Origin of the sequence: Nannocystis punicea, from assembly GCF_026965555.1 — a bacterium.
GTDB lineage: Bacteria > Myxococcota_A > Polyangia > Nannocystales > Nannocystaceae > Nannocystis > Nannocystis punicea.
Genome location: NZ_CP114040.1, coordinates 10,178,611 through 10,195,368 on the forward strand (window position 1 = coordinate 10,178,611; position 16,758 = coordinate 10,195,368).

Below are 16,758 nucleotides of genomic sequence, written 5' to 3' on the forward strand. Positions count from 1 at the left end.
GGAGATAGGTGTCATGACAACGGCGAAGACCCGCTACGAAGGCTCAAAGGACTGGACCGCTCAACTCAAGCGGCCCCGGGTAGCCATCGCTCAGTCGCTTCATGGAAGTCACACCGGAATAGCGATGGCTACCCGATGGGCCGCACAGTCAAGAGCGGGCCAGTGAAGCGTGAACGAGCATTTCGCAAGGACGGCGATCCACCGCCCGGGTTGCTAGGCTCGGCCTTCGCCGTTGTCATGACGAAACTGGGTGGGTGATGCGCCTCGTGGGGAGGGAGGATGGCGGACGAAGCGAAGAATCGCGTCAGCGGGAGGGAGCAGGTGGTTCGCGTGAGCTGCCCCGGAGGACAGGTTCAGAGGCCTCCGCCCTGGGCTCGGCGGTGCTGGATCCGCAGGGCCAGTATATGCTCACACGGCCCCTTGTACAGTTTATTTTGCTGGTAGAAGTTGCACGTGCACGACGCGGAAGCGAGCCGTTCGTCGCGGTCGAGCGCGAGCTCGGGCTCGTAGTTGTGTGAGCCGTCGCGGACGCGGCCGCGCAGCACCAGCCCGCCCTCGCCCGAGGGGAGCGCCTGGCGGACCGTGGCATGGTTCTGCTGGACCAGCGCCTGCGCCGAGGCCTCGCGCTCGTTGGCGAACCGCAGCTTGTCCATCGGCAGCGGGTCGCGGCTGAGCTCGCGGACGCGGTAGACCTGCTTGTCGAGGTCGTACATGGCCCGGCCGGCCTGCGTGTACGCGGCGAGGGCCCCGTAGACGGCGCTGGTGTCGAGCTCGAGCTCGCGCGCGAGCGCGTCCGGCTTGTAGAACCAGTGCTTCTTGAGGCCGTCGAACACCCGCCGCTTGGTGAACTCGTCGACGGTGGCGCGGGGGGCCATGAGGTCGAAGTTGCCGGCGGTGGACCAGTCGTTGGCTGTCCAACCGGACAGGCCGAGGGTGAAGTTCATGTCGCCGAGGTCGGCGATGTAGAACGACGGCAGGCCGGTGCCGAGCAGGTGGACGGTGAACTTGCTCGCCAGCTGGATGAGGCGCTCGAGGATGAGGATCCGCCGGCGGCCCCACACGCGGACCTCGTGCTCCTTGTCGCCGCGGAAGATCGAGCGGGGGAACACGATTTCACGGTTCCACGGCTCGAACACGACCTTGACCGGGTGCCCCGGCTTGAGCTTGTACCGCAGGCTGCGCGGGCCGACCTTCTCCTTGTGGCGGCGGAGGACGAAGCACAGGTTGTGCACGTCCATCGGGTGAAGATCGAAGGAGATCGTCGGCAGCGTCATCGCCGAGCTGACCTGCAGGAAGCCGCGCACCCACGAATCGGGCAGGTCGATCTTCAGCTCCTTGAAGTCGTCCTCGGCGGTGGTCTGCACGCCGAAGCCCGACGGGTCGACGCTGAACATCGTCTGCTTGTAGCGGCGGATCTTCTGGAACTCGTCGTAGAGGGCCGCCGAGTAGTCGATGTTGGTGGTGCCGCAGGCGAACTCCTTGACCTGCTTGAACACCTCGTAGCGCGCGCCGAGCCGGCCGTAGGTCGACTCGTCCTGCGAGAAGCACTCGAAGAACACCTCGTCCGGGTGGACCGTGATCACCGGGTCGAGCACGAACCAGGCGTCGCGGTCCTTCTGGTACAGGTAGTCGAAGTAGCGCCGCTTGGCGGTGTAGTAGCCCTGCATGCGGCTCGAGCTGGTGCGGTACAGCCCGTCCAGCTCCTCCTGCATGCGCTTGATCTCGGCGGCGTTGCGCGAGCGCTGCAGCGCGACCTGCTGCCAGTTGACCTGCTCCTGCTTGGCCAGCCACTCCTTGTACTCGGTCTTGTCCTTCGGCTTGAAGCGGAGGTCGGACACGACGACGTCGTGCAGCGCCGAGATCGCCTCGCGGAACTCGAGGCACTTGCCGAGCTCGCCGACGAAGTAGGTCGGCTCGCGCCGCGTGTCGGGCGAGAACGACATGCTGGTCGCCCGCGCCGACGAGTCGACGGCGGTGCTGCCGTGATAGCGGTACTCAAACTCCACGCTGCACCTGTCCCTTCGTCCGCACCGGCGGCTGGCGGATCTCGATCGGCATCGGCACGTCGCCGAAGCGCTGGCGCACCCCGACCATGGCGACGATGCTGGCCGCGCGGTCGCCGATCGCCATCGTCAGGCTCTGCCGCGTCATCAGCTCGGCGACCAGCTGCGCCCCCTCGGGGCTCTTCTCGGCCTCCGCCGTCAGGAAGCGGAACACCCGCGCCTTGGCCACGCGGCCGCGGTTGACCCGCGACAGCACGCCGAGGAAGTACGGCGTCAGCTCGCGCAGGCGCCCCGGCGAGCCGGCCGCGTACTGCTCAAGGTAGTTGGTGGCGAACAGCTGCACGTCGGCCGACGGGTGCTCGCTGAGGCGGCGCAGGTACTCGAGGCCGTGCTCCTCCTGGAAGCAGCGGGTGATCATCTCGCGGCCGAACGCCTGCACGTCGGCGCGCACGGAGTCGGCGATCGCCACCAGGACGTCGGGCGGGAAGTCGGCCGGCTGCAGGCGCTCGCGGAAGAACGCGAACGCGAACGCGCGCGAGTCGTCCCACTTGGCGTCGAGGATCTTGATCGCCTGCGGCAGCTCGCGTCCGATCCGCTCGACGTTGCGCTCGAAGAAGCTCCACGCGGCCTGGCGCACCGCCAGGATCTCGTGGCTCGCCAGGCGCGCCACCTCGCCGACGTCGAGGCTGTCGGGGTCGACGTTGCGCGCCAGCAAGATGCCGCCGAGCTCCTGCGCCGCCGAGGCCTTGGCCCGCAGCAGGCGCATGACGAGGTCCTTGTCGACCGCGCCGAGGGCCTGCTCGAGGTCGGTCTTGAGCAGGCGCAGGACGAAGCTGTGCACGCCCTCGTGGGCCTCCTTGACCAGCAGCGCGCCGATCAGCGGGGCGACGATCGCGGCGGCGAACGCCGGGTCGCGGCTCGCCAGGCGCTGCACCACCGGGCGGATGGCGTCGCGCTGGTCGACGTGGGCCGAGGTCAGGAAGGCCAGGATCAGCGCGCCGCGGTGGACGAGCACGCCGTCGGGCAGCTCGCCGAACAGGCGGATGCCGAGGCTGCGCACCGCCGCGTGCTTGCTCTCGACCGCCAGCGCGGCGACCAGCTGCTCGGGCAGGTCCTCGGGCCGGGTGTCGTGGTTGAGCAGGATGTTGGCCGCCAGCAGCTGGGCGCCCTCGAGCGGGTGGGCGACCAGGTCGACGACGATGTTGAGGCCGACGCCGCGCAGCGGGCGGGCGAACGCCCGCATCAACGTCTCGCCGACGTCGGCGGCGATCGCCGCCGCCTCCGGGGTGTCGGGCAGCGCGAGCACGCCGGCGACGGCCCTGCCGATCAGCGTCGACGCGGCCGCGGCCGGCAGCGGCACGCCCTGCAGCAGGACGCGAGCGTAGGCGCGGGTGTCGGCGTGGGCCGAGAACAGTAGCGCGATCAGCAGGTCGTGGGCGCCGGCGAAGCGGGCCCGGTCGGCGTCGATCCACCCGTGGGCCAGCTTGCGCGCGGCCGGGACGGCGCAGTTGGCGACGGCGGCGATCAGCGCCAGGTCGGGCTCGTCGGGGTTGTAGCGGGCCTTGGCCAGCTCGAAGCCGAGCTGCGCGGTGACCTCGAACGGCCGCTCGAGCAGCATGACGATGCCCTCGACGTCGAGGCCGGCCAGGAACTCCTTGTTGTCGCGGACCGCCCTGACCGCAAATTCATGCACCAAAGTACATGCGCTCTCGGACAGGAGGTGCATGAGGCCCATCGGCACCTGGTCCCAGATCTTCGGGAACGACTCCTCGCGGCTGGCGGGCGCCGGGTCGCCGGGCTTGTAGTTGCCGCGGCAGCGCCAGGTCGCGCCGCGCACCCGCGGCTCGTAGCGCGGGCTGTTGCCGCCGTAGAGGATCGCGTTGAAGGCGTTGTAGGCGGCGAACCGGTCCCAGCGGGTGACCTTGTTCTTGCGCGTGCTGTAGCTGTAGCGCGTGGCCGTCTTGACCTCCTGGCCGTCGGCGTCGGAGAACGGCAGGAGGACGCCGACCGCCATCTTGACGTAGCCCATGGCGTCGCCGGCCTCGGCCAGGCGCCGCAGCGAGCGGAAGGCGCGGCGCCGCAGGTAGTCGCGGGTCTTGCTCGAGTACGCCAGGCGCGAGTCGGTGCGCTTCAGCTCCTTGCCGACGTCGGTCCAGCGGCCGCCGAGGTACATGTTGCGGCGCGAGCCGAAGGTCGCCGGGGTCTTCTCGACGCGGTAGGCGATGAGGCCGAACACCTCGGCGTCGCCGCGGACCTCGGCCATCTTGAGCAGGTGGCGGACGTGGCGGAAGCTGCCGACCTGCAGCGGGATCGTGCGCAGGCCGGCGAGCAGGCCCGGGCGCACGGTGTCGTCGTCGATGCGGTAGAGATCCTCGAGCGCGGCGGTGTCGCCCGCAGCCAGCGCGGCCAGCAGGACCGCGGTGAACGCCTCCGGATCGCCCTTGCTGGCGAACTCCTTCAGCGTCGGCGGCAGGGCGGCGCGCGCCTTCTCGGCCACCGCGGCCCGCAGCTCGTCGCTCCAGCCGCGCAGCATCTCGAGCGTCATGCGCATCACCATGTCGCTCTTGGTCGCGCGCGGGATGAACAGCCGCACCGCCTCGTCGATGCTGCTGGCCTGAAGGCCAGGTTCGTTGCGGGCCCGGGCCAGCGCAGTGAAGGTGTCGGCGTCGCCGCAGCGGGCCAGGGCCCAGGCGATGCAGTAGTCGAGCATCGCGTCGCCGCTGCCGATCAGGCGGATGAGGTGCGGCACCGCCTCGCGCAGGCGGTACTCGCCGGCGCGCCAGACCACCCGCGCCGGCTTCCACGGCTTGCGCCCGCCGCCGCCCTGCAGGCGGGCGAGGATCGCCTCGCCCGGGGTGGTGAAGGCGGGGCTGGCCTTTCGGGCAGGTGCCGCCGCGGCCGCCGTCTCGCTCGGGGTGCCGCCCAGCGTCCGCGCCGCGGCCGCCGCCTCGCTCGACTCGGTGTAGCCCTTGCGCTTCTTCTCGTCGACGAGCTTGGCGAACACCGAGCGCGCGGTGGTCTCGCTGACGGGCGCTTCGGTCTTGGTGCCGTCCTTCAGCGGGCCGCCGCGGCGGCCGAACTGGAAGTTGACGACGAACTTGCCCTTGCTCACCTCACACAGGTCGACGATGTAGACCTTGTCGGAGGAGCCTTCGCGCAGGCCGAGGGAGACGCGACGGATCAACTTCACGGCACTCCCGCTATAGCCCTGACCGGCTTGCACCTGCAAGCAGGTGCGAGCGCCGGCCGAGATCACGCCGGGGACCGACGCGCGCGGCCGCCCGCGCCCGCGAAGACGCCGGAAAACCTCCCCGAGCGGCCCACGAGGCCCCCCCGAGCGGTACTCCGCGCCGGCCCGGCCTGATAAAGTCGCAGGCGATGTCGCGCCCCCGCCTCGCGTCCGTCCTGGCGATCGTCCTCCTGCCCGCGTGCGCCGACGACCCGGCGAGCGGCACCGAGTCCCTGCCCTCCTCGACCAGCAGCACCGGCGACGCCTCGACCGGCACCGGCACCGGCACCGCGGCGCCGACGACGAGCACGAGCTCCACCTCGACCACCGGCGAGGACGAGGAGCCCGCGCTCGAGTACGCCAGGGGGATCCGCCTGACCCGCGCGACGGTGAATCAGGGGGTCCAGCTGGAGATCGTGCGCGACGGCGTCGAGGTGCCCGGCGGCGAGCTGGGGGCCCGCCTGCTGGCCGGGCGCAAGGCGGTGATGCGCGCCGACTGGCTGCTCCACGCCGGGTTCGCGCCGCGCGAGATCATCGGCCGCCTGACCCTGTGGACCCCCGAGGGCGAGACCCGCGTCGACGACTTCAAGGTGATGGTGAGCGGGCCGAGCAACGACGGCGACCTGTTCACCACCTTCTCATGGGAGCTGCCGGCGTCGCTGGTCGGGCCGGGGCTGCAGTACCGCATCGAGGCGCTCGAGCCCGACCCCGCGGCGGCCACCGGCGAGGTCAGCGATCCGCCGCCGCTCCTGCCGCTGGCCGGTCGCGGCACGCTGCAGGTCGAGGACGCGCCGATGGAGATCAAGGTCGAGCTGGTGCCGCTGCAGCACGTCATCAACGGCATGACCTGCACGCCGACCATCACCGACGCCGACGTCGAGGCGATGCAGGTGTGGATGGAGCAGCACAACCCGATCCAGCGCGCGGTCCTGACGGTGCACGCGCCGTGGGAGTACACCGCGACGATCGGCAACGAGCCGAACGGGTTCGTGCCGATCCTGACCAAGCTCAGCGAGCTGCGGGCCGCCGACGCGCCGGCCGACAACGTCTACTACTACGGCCTCATCGAGAGCTGCGACGGCTACCCGCCGGGGCTGCTGGGCCAGGCGGCGGGCATCCCCGACCTGCCCACCAAGGGCTACGCGTACCAGCGCCTGGCGGTCGGTCGCTATCAATCGTCGGGGGCCGGCGCGCGCGACACGTTCGTGCACGAGATCGGCCACACCCAGGGCCTCTATCACGTCCGCTGCAGCGGCGGCGAGGCCGGGGCCGACCCCGAATACCCCTACCCCAACGGTCGGATCGGCCGCTGGGGCTATGGGATCCACGACACCGGGATGCGCTCGCCGACCAGCTTCCGCGACTACATGAGCTACTGCTCGCAGTCGTGGGTGTCCGACTTCGGCTGGGAGAAGACCTTCGATAATATCCGCGAGCTCACGTCGTGGGACGCCGGCGGAGCGCCGCTCGAACCAGTCGCGCGACCGATCGTGGTCGGCACGCTGATGAAGGACGGCAAGTCCCACTGGTACACGACAGTCGGCGAGGTGCCGCTGCGCGGGCGCGCGAGCGACACCTTCGTCGAGTTCGCGGTCGACGGCGCGACCGTGCGCGAGCCGGCCGCGGCGGTGGAGATCCCCGACAGCGACGCGACGATGGTGGTCGCCGCCCTGCCGCCGGGGAGCCTGAGCGGCCTGTCCTTCAAGACAGGCGGCAAGCTGCGCGCCGAGGTCGGCGCGAGCCAGGTCGTGCGCCTGCGCTGAGCGACCATCGCCTGTCCTCGCGGACAGGTACGAGCCGCGCCCGCTCGAGGACTTACGCGATGGTAAAAAAGTACGACGAGCGCAGGCTCAACTTCTTCTACCTCGACCCGTCCCCGGCGGCCATGGCCGCGCTCGTCGAGGAGTTCCTCGCCGAGCTGCCCGGGTGGCAAAAGGCCGCCGAGGAGGGGCCGCCCGCTCAGCGACCGCAGCGCGAGCAGACGATCCTCATCTACATGGCCTTCTTCGTCCACGCCGCGGCGGCCCGGCCGGAGTTCGTCCGCGTCTACGAGCAATTCGTCCGCGAGCGCTTCGAGGAGGCGTCGATGCTGGTGCCGATCCTCCGCGACGTCGGCGACGAGCAGAGCGACGCGGTCCTCCGCGAGATCGGCCAGCGGGACCCCGACCTCGCCGAGGCCATCGACGCCCTGCTCCGCGCGCCGCGCGGGTCGAACGGGGCCGAGCAGCTGCGGGCGCCGATCACCGAGCTGCACCAGCTCGACATGCGCTGGTCTCACTTCTTCGCCACCGGCGAGGCCGCGCCGATCGACGAGCTGCTGCAGCTCCTGACCTGGCCCGACGGCGTGCGCGCCCACCTGAAGGCCAAGCTGCAGCCGAAGACCGGGCTGCTGGCGCGCCTGTCCGGCCGGCGCGCGCGGCGGCGCGAGACGATCCGCGAACTCGCCGAGCTCGGCGTGCGCATCGACCCCGACACCTGCGCGGTGATCAACCGCGACGACCTCGACCGCTTCATCATGATGACCGGCTGTCGCCAGGACGTCGAGCGCTTCAAGGCCGTCAACGCCGCCCTGCCGGCGAAGGTGCCGGCCGAGCCGCTCGTGCGCGCGGCGATGAAGTCGTCGGCGATGTGGTCGCTGGCCGTCAACGGCGCCGAGCACCCCGCCGTCGTGGCGGTCTGCGAGCAGGCCGCCGAGCGCTTCGAGGGCGCGGCCTTGCTCGGGGTGCTGGCGATCCTCGGCCACGCGTACGCGCAGCGCGGCGAGTTCGCGGCGGCCCATCGGGTCACTGCGCGGCACCTCGAGCTCGACCCCGATCGCGTCGATCTGCGGCCGTCGCTGGCCCGCTTCGAGCTCGAGGCGCAGTTCGCCGAGCTGCGCGCGCGCACCGGCGACGGCGGCGGCGAGGCCGTCGCACCCGAGGTGGTCACCGCGGCGCTGACCGCCTGCGCCGCCCGGTTCCGCCGGCCGCCGACGTATCACGCCCGCGTCACCGAATCCGTCCACGGCGAGGACTGGAGCCGCTGCGAGTACCGGGCCCGCTTCGCCGGCCGCGAGCACGAGCACGTGACTCTCGGCCGCTGGAACCGCGAGCACGACGGCCTCGGCGACGAGTGGATCCGCCGCGACAGCGCGACCTACGTGAACCCTGGTCTTTGGGCCAGGTTGCCGGACGAGTGGCGCGACCGCTGCAAGGCCCCCGCGCACGTGCGCGTCGATCCGTTCGCCGCCGTGGCCGCCGGCGGCGCGCCGGTCCGGGCCCACGCGCCGGCCGACTCGCCGCACCTCGTGCTCGCCTGGGAGGTGCCGCGCCTGCCCGGGTTCGAGCCGCCCGGCGACCCGGGCCCGCTGGCGGTGGCGCTGTGGATCGATCACCGCGACGGCTGGATCGCCCACGCGCGCGTCGAGCCGGCGGCGCCCGGCCCCGCGGGGCCCGGGTTCGAGCTCGAGGCGTGGTTCATCGCCGCCGACCCGCCGTTCACGATCGAGGCGCCCGCGGACGCCATCCGGCCGCGCTGAGCTCGCCCGAATGAACCTTCGGGCATGCCCTCTCGGTCATGCCCTCTCGGCCAGGTCCTTCACGACATGCCGCGAAGGACAGGCGAGCTACGGCCGGAACAGGCCGACCCAGCTCTGCGACTCGCCGGCGGCCACCTGCACGCCGCCGAGGTAGGCGGTCGCGTCGGCGCCGACGGCCGCGTCGTAGGCGATGATGTCGGGCGGCAGCAGGTCGGGGCTGGGCGCGCGGTGTCGGACCCGGCAGCGTACCTCGCCGTCGCCGCCGAGGCGGGCCACCCACGCCTCGCGCCACTCGAGCTGGGCCTGCTTGTCCTTGACGCGGAAGCCGCCGGCGAGCACGACCTCGCCGCCGGGGGTGAAGGCCGCGCCGTCGAGCGACCAGCTGTCGCCGTCGTTCTCGTAGTCGGCCAGCGCCCGCTCCCACAGCAGCTCGTTGTCGGGGCCGACCTTGTAGATCCAGAAGTTGGGCACCGCGCCCTGCAGGCGCACCGCCGTGTAGAGCACGTCGCCGGCGGCGTCGACGGAGACCCAGCCGGGGCCGTGGTTGTGCACGCTGCCGTCGGCCAGCGGCGAGAACACCCACTCGGCGGGGCCGCCGTCGCCGGCGAACTTGAGCAGCACCGCCTCGCCGATGTTGTAGTCGACGTACTCGCGGGCGCCGACGTAGATCGAGCCGTCCTCGGCGACGGCCAGGCGGCCGGCGTCGTCGTTGGAGAACATGCCGTTGCCCTCGCCGCTCCACACGGTCGTCCACACCTCGGCGCCGTCGGCCGCGGCCAGCTTGCCGACCCACACGTCGCCGCCGCCGGGCCCCTCGATGACGTCGCCCGCGATCACCACGTCGCCGTCGGGCGCGAGCGCGATCCCGCTGGCGCTGTCATCGCTCGTCGGCTCGGCGCCGTCCTTGTCCATGGTCCAGAGGACATGTCCGTCGGATCCATCCAGCTTGACCGCGCGGACGTCGTTGCCGTCGGCGCCGTCGACCGTGGCCGCGACGTAGACGTGGCCGTCGGCGTCGACGACCCCGTCGACCGGGGTGAGGCGGACGTCGGCGGGGGCGAGCAGGACGTCCCAGGCCGGCTGCGCGTCGGGGTCGTAGCGGATCACCCGCGTGCGCGCGAGGCCGATGGTCTGCATGCCCTCCTCGTCGCTGGTGATCTCCCGCTGGCGCGCGATCGCCACGAAGCCACCGTCGGGCGCCGGCGCGACCGCGACCACCCACAGCTCCGATTCGGCCGAGGGCGCGAGCGCGACGGCCTCGCCGGCCAGGCCGCACGGGACCAGACAGGCGCTGTCGCAGCCGTCGTCGTCGGCGTCGTTGCCGTCGTCGCACTCCTCGTCGGCCTCGAGGTAGCCGTTGCCGCACACGGGCGCGGGCGGGTCGAAGCCCGGGTCGCCGCTGCTGCTGCTCGTGGGGTCGCCGGTGGTCGTCGGCGCCGTCGTGGTGCCGGTGGTCGTGCTCGTGCTCGCGCCGGGCTCGCCGGTGTCGGTCGCGGTGGTGCTGCTGTCGTCGGTCCCGCTCGCGGTGGTCGCGGCGGGGTCGTTGCAGGCGCAGAACAGCGCGAGGAGGACGCCGGAGCGGCGCGTCACGAACGAACCGTACATCGCGGTCAGGATGCCGCACAGTCGCGCTCCGGTGCAACCCGAGCACCGCCCCGCGCGAACGCGACAGGCGCGACCCGGCGCGTGGTGCGGCCCGGGCCCGCCGGCTATCGTCGACGCGAAAGGAGGGTCCGATGAAGACGAAGTCGAAGGTGAAGGCGGGCGGCCTGAACGTCAGCGGGCTGTGACCCGACCCGCGCCACGACGGCGCAGCGAGGGCCCGGCGGCGACGCCCCGGGCCCTTCGTGCGTCCGGAGGAGCATCCGCCGCCCCCGCACGCCGGCGGTCACGCGCGAGGCGTCACGAGCACTCGTTCTTGTCGCACGGCTCGGGCGGCGGGACCGCGTTACCGACCCCGATCGCGCACCAGTCGGGCATGCCTTCGGGGATCCCGAACTCGTTGTAGGGCGACTCGCCCGGCGCCAGCCAGTACGGGTGATCGAGGAAGAAGTCCCACAGCGGGGCGAACGCGGTCTGGCCGGGGTCGACCGGGAACGGCGGCGTCGAGTGGTTGCAGTTGTGGATGCACTCGAGCACGAAGTGGCCGCCGGCCTCGAGGTTCTGCTCGAGGTCCTTCGACGTCTGCTCGAAGTCGATGAGGATGCAGAAGTCGTCGGGGCCGCCCCACAGCACCATCGCCGGCATCTTGTGGGCGGGCGCGGTCCACGGCTTGATCGCGCCGCCTGTCCCTCCGGACAGGGACATGAAGGACGACAGCACGTCGCCACGGCCGCCCGCGAGCTGGCTGGTGAACAGCGCCCCCGCGCTGACGCCGGTCGACGAGACGCACTCCTTGTTGACGTTGAACTGCTCGGCGACGCACGACAGCATGTCGTCGAAGAACTGGAACTCGGCCTGGAGGTCGGCGTCGCTGTCGATCGCGCTGAACGGCCACTTGAACAGCAGGTCGCCGCGCGCCTCGGGGATGACCGCGATGAAGCGCTTCTGGTTGACCGCGTTCTGCACGTCGCCGCGCTCGTAGAAGTCCTGGGCCTCGCCGCCGAGCCAGTGCCACAGGAAGATCACCGGCAGGCGCTCGTCGGGGCTCGCGTCCTCGGGGGCGATGACGAGGAACAGGCGCTCGACGGTGTTGTTGCCGAGCTGCTGCGGCAGGACGTTGAACGCCTGGCCCTCCATGAAGCCGACCTCGAGGGCCGGGCAGGTGCCGCCGTACGCCGCGATGTCCGGGGCGAGGGTGGCGCCGTCGGGCGGGTCGTCGTGGCAGCGGAGGAAGTCGTCGCCGCCGCTGCCCATGTCGGGCTGCGGCGGATCGGCCGTGGTGCTCGTCGGCGGCTCGGAGGTCGACGTCGCGGCGGCCGTGGTCGTCGTCTCGGCCCCGCTCATGCTGCCCTCGCTGCTGCCCTGCGTGGGCTGGGTGGTCGTCGCGTCGGTCGGGCCCGGCGTGCCCGTGCTCGACGTCGGCTCGGACGTCGCGAGCGTCGCCACGTCCGTGTCGCCCACGAGGTCGTCGCCGCAGGCCAGGGCCGCGAGGAGAGGAAGACAGAGGAACCCACGACGCATGATGCCCGCCATCATCGCACGAATCGGAGCGAAATCGCGACGCACCCGCGTTCGCCGACACGGGCCGCGAAGGGCCCATCATCGGGAATCGACGGGCCTGCCTGACGAATCACGGCACTGCCGGGAATCATGCCACTCCGCCCAATGCTCGCCGGCCAGGCGCCGCATTCATGGGTGGGAATCGACGCAGCCCGTCGCGAGTAGTTTAGCGGTGAATGATTCGAGTCGACGACTCCGGACGCTCACCCCCGCGGATCGTCACGCTGCGGACGAGCGGAGCGGCGCCGCCGGGCGGCGCGGGCCAGGGCCCGAAAGCGGCTCGGCCCGCCTGTCGCGGACAGGCGGGCCGACGCGGCTCGCGGGCTCGAGGCCGGGCTTCAGAAGCGCAGGCGGAGCTCGAACTGGGCGCCGATCGGCTGCTGGAACACGGTCTGGACCAGGAAGTTGCCCTGCGGCGGGAGCACGCCGCGCTGGAAGAAGCTGGTCGGCGCGTTCGGGCTCTGCAGCTTGGCGTGCTTGAGGTCGTCGAGGTCACCGCCGGCGATGGCGCGGCCCTGCGAGAACGAGTAGGTCTCGTCGACGCGGAGCACCGCCTTGTTGTTGGTGATGTTGACGAGGCGCGCCGAGACCTCGAGCTCGACCTCGCCGGGCAGCGGGTAGGCGTAGCTGATGCCGACGTTGGCGAAGTAGTTCGGCTCGAGCCGGCCGCCGGCGCCGCGCGGGATGGCGTAGACCAGGAACTGGCCGGGGTAGCGGTTGTTGTCGGCGAACACGCTGATCGGCGTGCCCGACTGGTAGCGGAAGTTGAGGCCGAGGGTCAGGCGGCCGGCCTTCTTGAGGTCGAACGAGTAGTACCCGTCGAACTTGATCTGGTGCGGCCGGTTGTCCCACAGCGGGCCGTAGCTGTTACGGACCAGCTCCGGGATGTCGTAGGTGGCCGTGGTGCCGATGTCGATGGCGCCGGTGTTGCGGTTGACGAAGCCGTCGTAGTTACCGATGAGGCGGCTGTAGATGTAGCTCGCCTGGATCGTCCAGTTCTTGGCGAAGCGCTTGGTGATGTTGAACACCCACGCGTCGTAGTTGCGGACCGGCTTGTTGAACAGCGTGCCGACCTTGGTGTACGCGTCGGCGAGGAAGGTGCAGCGGTTGAGCTCGCGGGCGAGGACGTCGCGCTGCGGGTCGTCGTCGGCCGCCTGGTCGAACTGGTCCTGCAGCTTGGTACAGGCGTCCGTCTGGCGCTGGATGTCGGCGGCCGAGACCGACTCGCCGGGGTTGGCGATGATGAAGTTGAGGCCGCCGTTGGTCGACACGTCCTCGACCGCGCGGCCGAGGCTCTCGTGCTGCCACTTGACGCCGACGAGCAGGTCTTCGATGACCTCCTGCTCGTAGCCGACGACGAACTTCTGGGTGTACATGCCGCGCAGCTTCGGCACGACGGAGCCGGCGGTCAGGCCGGTGGTCGACTGGTTGAAGTCGGTGCACCACTCGGTCGGGTGGCCGTCCTCCGACCGGGCGCGCGCCTCGCCGCCGATGAGCACCGGAGTCGCGCAGTCGGACGCGCGGTAGCTGCGTTGGACGTTGACGAGGCCGCCGAAGGCGCGGTTGTTCAGGATGACCGGCAGCTGCTGGTAGAACCAGCCGTACGACGCGTACAGGCGGCTCTTGCCCTCGTCCGTCCAGTCGTACACGAGGCTGACGCGCGGCGCGACGTTGTCGTTGATGAAGATGTTGCGCTTGCCGAACACGTCCTTCATGTCCTGCATCTCCCAACGCACGCCGGCGTTGAGGTACAGGTTCGACAAGATGGACCACTTGTCCTGGACGAACAGCGCGTAGTTCTGGGTGGTCAGCGTCGAGTTGTAGGCCGAGACGCGGACGCCGGCGCCGATCGGGCTGGCGATCGCGCGCAGGTCCTCCTGCTCGTAGCGGACGCGGCCGAAGCCGAGGGTGCGGCGGTTGTCCGGGTTGTCGGCGTCGACGATGCTGATGCGGTTGTTGTTGACCCGGTTCGGGCTGACGTCGCCGCCGATCAAGTAGTTGTTGGTGGCCGGGTCGTAGCAGTACTCGCCGCCGCCGACAGTGCCGACCGGACAGTTCTGGTAGAAGTCGGGGTCGTTCTGGCCCGAGTAGGCGGTGCTCTGCTTGAGGCGGACGCTGTCGATCTCGGTGCCGTACTTGAGCTGGTGCGCGCCCGCCCGCTTGCCGCTGAGGAAGTGGGTCAGCGCCAGGTTGCCGCCGACGCGGTCCTGCACCGACTGCGAGTAGGTGCCGATGCCGCCCGAGAGCCACGTCCGCGTCGGACAGGTGAGGCCCGGCAGGTTGGCGTTGTTACACGCCTCGTCGACGCCCTGGACCAGGCGCACCGCGCCGTCGCGGTCGAGCAGGTCGTAGAGGTTGCGGCCCTGGCTGTCGGTCTCCTGCGTCAGCGGGACGTTCCGCTGATTCTCGTTGTCGAGCTTCCACGCCTGCTTGTTGCTGAAGCGCGAGTAGTAGATGCCGGCGTCGATCTCGAGCTTGTCGTTGGCGACGCGGCCCTCATAGTCGAGACCGACCTGGGTGCCGTTGAACAGGTCGCTGCCGAAGCTGTTGTTGACGACGCCCGAGCCGACGCGCGAGGCGCCGCCGATGGTCGCGTTCGGGTTGGTGCCGAACGAGTTGGGCTCGGACCCCGCCGGCTGGCGGTAGCTGCGGCGCTGGGTGGTCGGGCCGCCGCCGCCCGACAGGCGCAGGCGGTGCTTCGGGTTGATCTGCCAGTCGAGGGTGGCGAACCAGCCCATGTCGAAGCGGCCGGTCTTGAACCGCTGCTCGGCGAACTTGACCGAGTCGATGTAGTTGCCGTTGGCCGCGCAGTCGTTGGTGCCGTTGTCGTAGGCGCAATCCTCGTAGCCGCCCGAGCGGTCCTTGTCGCGGCGCTTGTAGAACGACTGGATCAGCGAGTTGTTGCGGCCGCCCGGCGACACGCCGACGGCGAAGAACAGCTTGTCCTTGATGATCGGGCCGGACAGGGTGACGACGCCCTGGCCCTCGTAGTTGTTGATCTCGGCCACGCGCAGCGACTCGTCGGTCGCGCTGATGAAGCGCGGCGTGGCGATGCGCGGGGTCATGCGGAACAGCACCGTGCCGCGCAGCTTGTTGCTGCCGCCGATGCGGCGCGCCTTGACGAGACCGCCGCTGGCGCCGCCGAGCTCGGCGTCGAACACGCCCTCGACGACCTCGACCTCGTCGATGAACTCCTGGACGATCGTCGCGCCGACGGTGCCGAACGCCGGGCTGGTGGCGTTCTGGCCGTCGACGACGTACTTCGCCTCGGCGCCGGTCGAACCGCCGAGGCGGATGCCGGCGGCGTCACGGCTGGCGGTCGGCGACATGTCGACCACGGCCGTGAAGTCGCGGCTGGTGCCGCCGACCGGGATGTTGCGCGCCTGCTCCATCTTCACCTTGGTGACCTGGGCGGCGTCGTTGCGCGTCTTGGTCTGGACCTCGATGTCGACGCGGAACTTGAGCTTCGGATCGATCTGGAAGTTGGCGCGCATCTTGGCGCCGGGCAGGACATCCATCGTCTTGTTGACGTTGGCGTCCTGATACAGCACCTGCACCGTGTACTTGCCCTGCGGCAAGTTGCGGAAGGTGTAGAGACCGTCCGCGTTGGTCATCACCTCGCGCGCGCCCTGGAGGCACGTACACTGGATGATGACGAGGGCGCCCGAGATCTTCTGGCCGGTGTTTTGGTCGGTGACGACGCCGCTGATCGTGACGTCGGAGGCCGCCAGCGCGAGGTTGGGGGCCATCGCCGCGACCGCCGGCGGGATGACGACCAGCGGCAGGGACAGCGAGTACTTGAGCAGAGAGCGGCTTGTCTTCACAGGAGGGTGCTCCTTGCGGTCACGGCGAGCGCCTCGGGCATCGGCTTGGATACCAGCGGGGGGTATATCACAACGAAAGCAACACTGAATACGGGAATCTTGCCAAAAGTGCCGCCCCCTCGGGGCCGGACTGCGATCAGACTTCCCCCCCACGGCCGCGAAAACCGCGGGCCTGCGAGACAGCGTCCTGCTTTGAAAACACCAGAGGTCCGTTACAGGTCCACCAGCTCGACGTCCTCGGGCGCGATCGCCTCGCCGAGGAAGACGGCACCGACCCGCGCGAACCGGCCGGGCGCATCGGTGGCGAGGAAGCGGACCCCCGCCTGCCCTGCCCCGCCTTCGCGGGTCCGGTGGCCGGCGCGCAGGTCCGATCGCAGGAGACAATCGACCACGACCTCGGCGGTCGTCTCGGCCGAATCGACCAAGCGGACGCGCGGGCCGACGGCCGCGGCGATCGCCTGGCGCAGGACCGGGAAGTGGGTGCAACCGAGGACCAGACAGTCGAGCGTCGGCCGCTCGCCGACCACGTTCGCGAGGTAGCGCTGCGCCACCGCCTCGGCGACGGGCCCGTCGATCCAGCCCTCCTCGGCGAGCGCGACGAACAGCTGGCACGCGACCGAGACCACGTCGGCGCCCGGACGCACGGCCCGGATCGCCCGCTCGTAGGCGCCGCCGCGGACGGTGCCCTCGGTGGCGATCACGCCGATCAGCCCGCTGGCCGAGGCGGCGCCGGCGGCCGCGGCCCCCGGCTCGATGACGCCGATCACCGGCAGCGGGGCGAACACCGCCGCGAGGTGACCGAGAGCGACCGACGAGGCGGTGTTGCAGGCCACGACGAGCAGCTTGATCCCGCGGCCGACCAGGACGCGGGTGGCCTGCTCGGCGTATCGCGTGACCGTCTCGCCGCTCTTGGTGCCGTACGGCAGGCGCGCCGTGTCGCCGAGATATATGAATCGCTCGTCTGGTAATGCGGACCGCAGGGCCCGCAGTACCGTGAGTCCGCCGACGCCGGAGTCGAACACG

The 16,758-nt window shown here is 70.8% G+C and carries 8 protein-coding genes; 2 read left to right on the forward strand and 6 right to left on the reverse strand.

Annotation, left to right across the window (positions count from 1 at the left end; all coding sequences use genetic code 11):
• Positions 1-353 precede the first annotated feature (353 nt).
• Together O0S08_RS39005 and O0S08_RS39010 are read right to left on the reverse strand one after the other, a co-directional pair.
• Positions 354-2,006, reverse strand: coding sequence for an SWIM zinc finger family protein (locus tag O0S08_RS39005; protein WP_269034558.1), 1,653 nt, complete (start codon positions 2,004-2,006; stop codon positions 354-356).
• A complete protein-coding gene (locus O0S08_RS39010; protein WP_269034559.1) occupies positions 1,996-5,193 on the reverse strand; it encodes a WGR domain-containing protein in 3,198 nt (1,065 codons plus the stop codon). The genes O0S08_RS39005 and O0S08_RS39010 overlap by 11 nt, the downstream gene beginning before the upstream one ends.
• A gap of 188 nt (positions 5,194-5,381) precedes the next feature.
• Between O0S08_RS39010 and O0S08_RS39015 the strand changes: the two genes are divergently transcribed.
• Both O0S08_RS39015 and O0S08_RS39020 read left to right on the forward strand, forming a co-directional pair.
• Positions 5,382-6,995 carry a M66 family metalloprotease gene (locus tag O0S08_RS39015; protein WP_269034560.1) on the forward strand — a complete coding sequence of 538 codons (1,614 nt, stop codon included), beginning with the start codon at positions 5,382-5,384 and terminating at the stop codon, positions 6,993-6,995.
• A 59-nt stretch (positions 6,996-7,054) separates the two neighbouring features.
• Positions 7,055-8,749: a hypothetical protein gene (locus O0S08_RS39020; protein WP_269034561.1), complete on the forward strand. Its 1,695-nt coding sequence runs from the start codon at positions 7,055-7,057 to the stop codon at positions 8,747-8,749.
• Positions 8,750-8,836: 87 nt separating this feature from the next.
• Here the strand turns inward: O0S08_RS39020 and O0S08_RS39025 are convergent, their stop codons facing one another.
• From O0S08_RS39025 to murI, 4 genes are all read right to left on the reverse strand, one after another.
• The gene (locus O0S08_RS39025; RefSeq protein ID WP_269034562.1) at positions 8,837-10,339 is read right to left on the reverse strand and encodes an outer membrane protein assembly factor BamB family protein; all 1,503 of its coding nucleotides are present in this window, start codon (positions 10,337-10,339) and stop codon (positions 8,837-8,839) included.
• A 312-nt stretch (positions 10,340-10,651) separates the two neighbouring features.
• The gene (locus O0S08_RS39030) at positions 10,652-11,872 is read right to left on the reverse strand and encodes an alpha/beta hydrolase family protein (protein WP_269034563.1); all 1,221 of its coding nucleotides are present in this window, start codon (positions 11,870-11,872) and stop codon (positions 10,652-10,654) included.
• Between the two features lie 377 nt (positions 11,873-12,249).
• The gene (locus tag O0S08_RS39035) at positions 12,250-15,735 is read right to left on the reverse strand and encodes a TonB-dependent receptor (protein ID WP_269034564.1); all 3,486 of its coding nucleotides are present in this window, start codon (positions 15,733-15,735) and stop codon (positions 12,250-12,252) included.
• A gap of 212 nt (positions 15,736-15,947) precedes the next feature.
• Positions 15,948-16,757, reverse strand: a complete 810-nt coding sequence (gene murI / locus O0S08_RS39040; RefSeq protein WP_276082563.1) for a glutamate racemase — start codon at positions 16,755-16,757, stop codon at positions 15,948-15,950.
• Position 16,758 lies beyond the last annotated feature (1 nt).

Bases quoted from the DNA above. Each gene is read 5' to 3' on its own strand.
- O0S08_RS39015 (WP_269034560.1), top strand. From the start codon at position 5,382: ATGTCGCGCCCCCGCCTCGCGTCCGTCCTGGCGATCGTCCTCCTGCCC.
- O0S08_RS39020 (WP_269034561.1), top strand. From the start codon at position 7,055: ATGGTAAAAAAGTACGACGAGCGCAGGCTCAACTTCTTCTACCTCGAC.
- O0S08_RS39030 (WP_269034563.1), bottom strand. From the start codon at position 11,872: ATGCGTCGTGGGTTCCTCTGTCTTCCTCTCCTCGCGGCCCTGGCCTGC.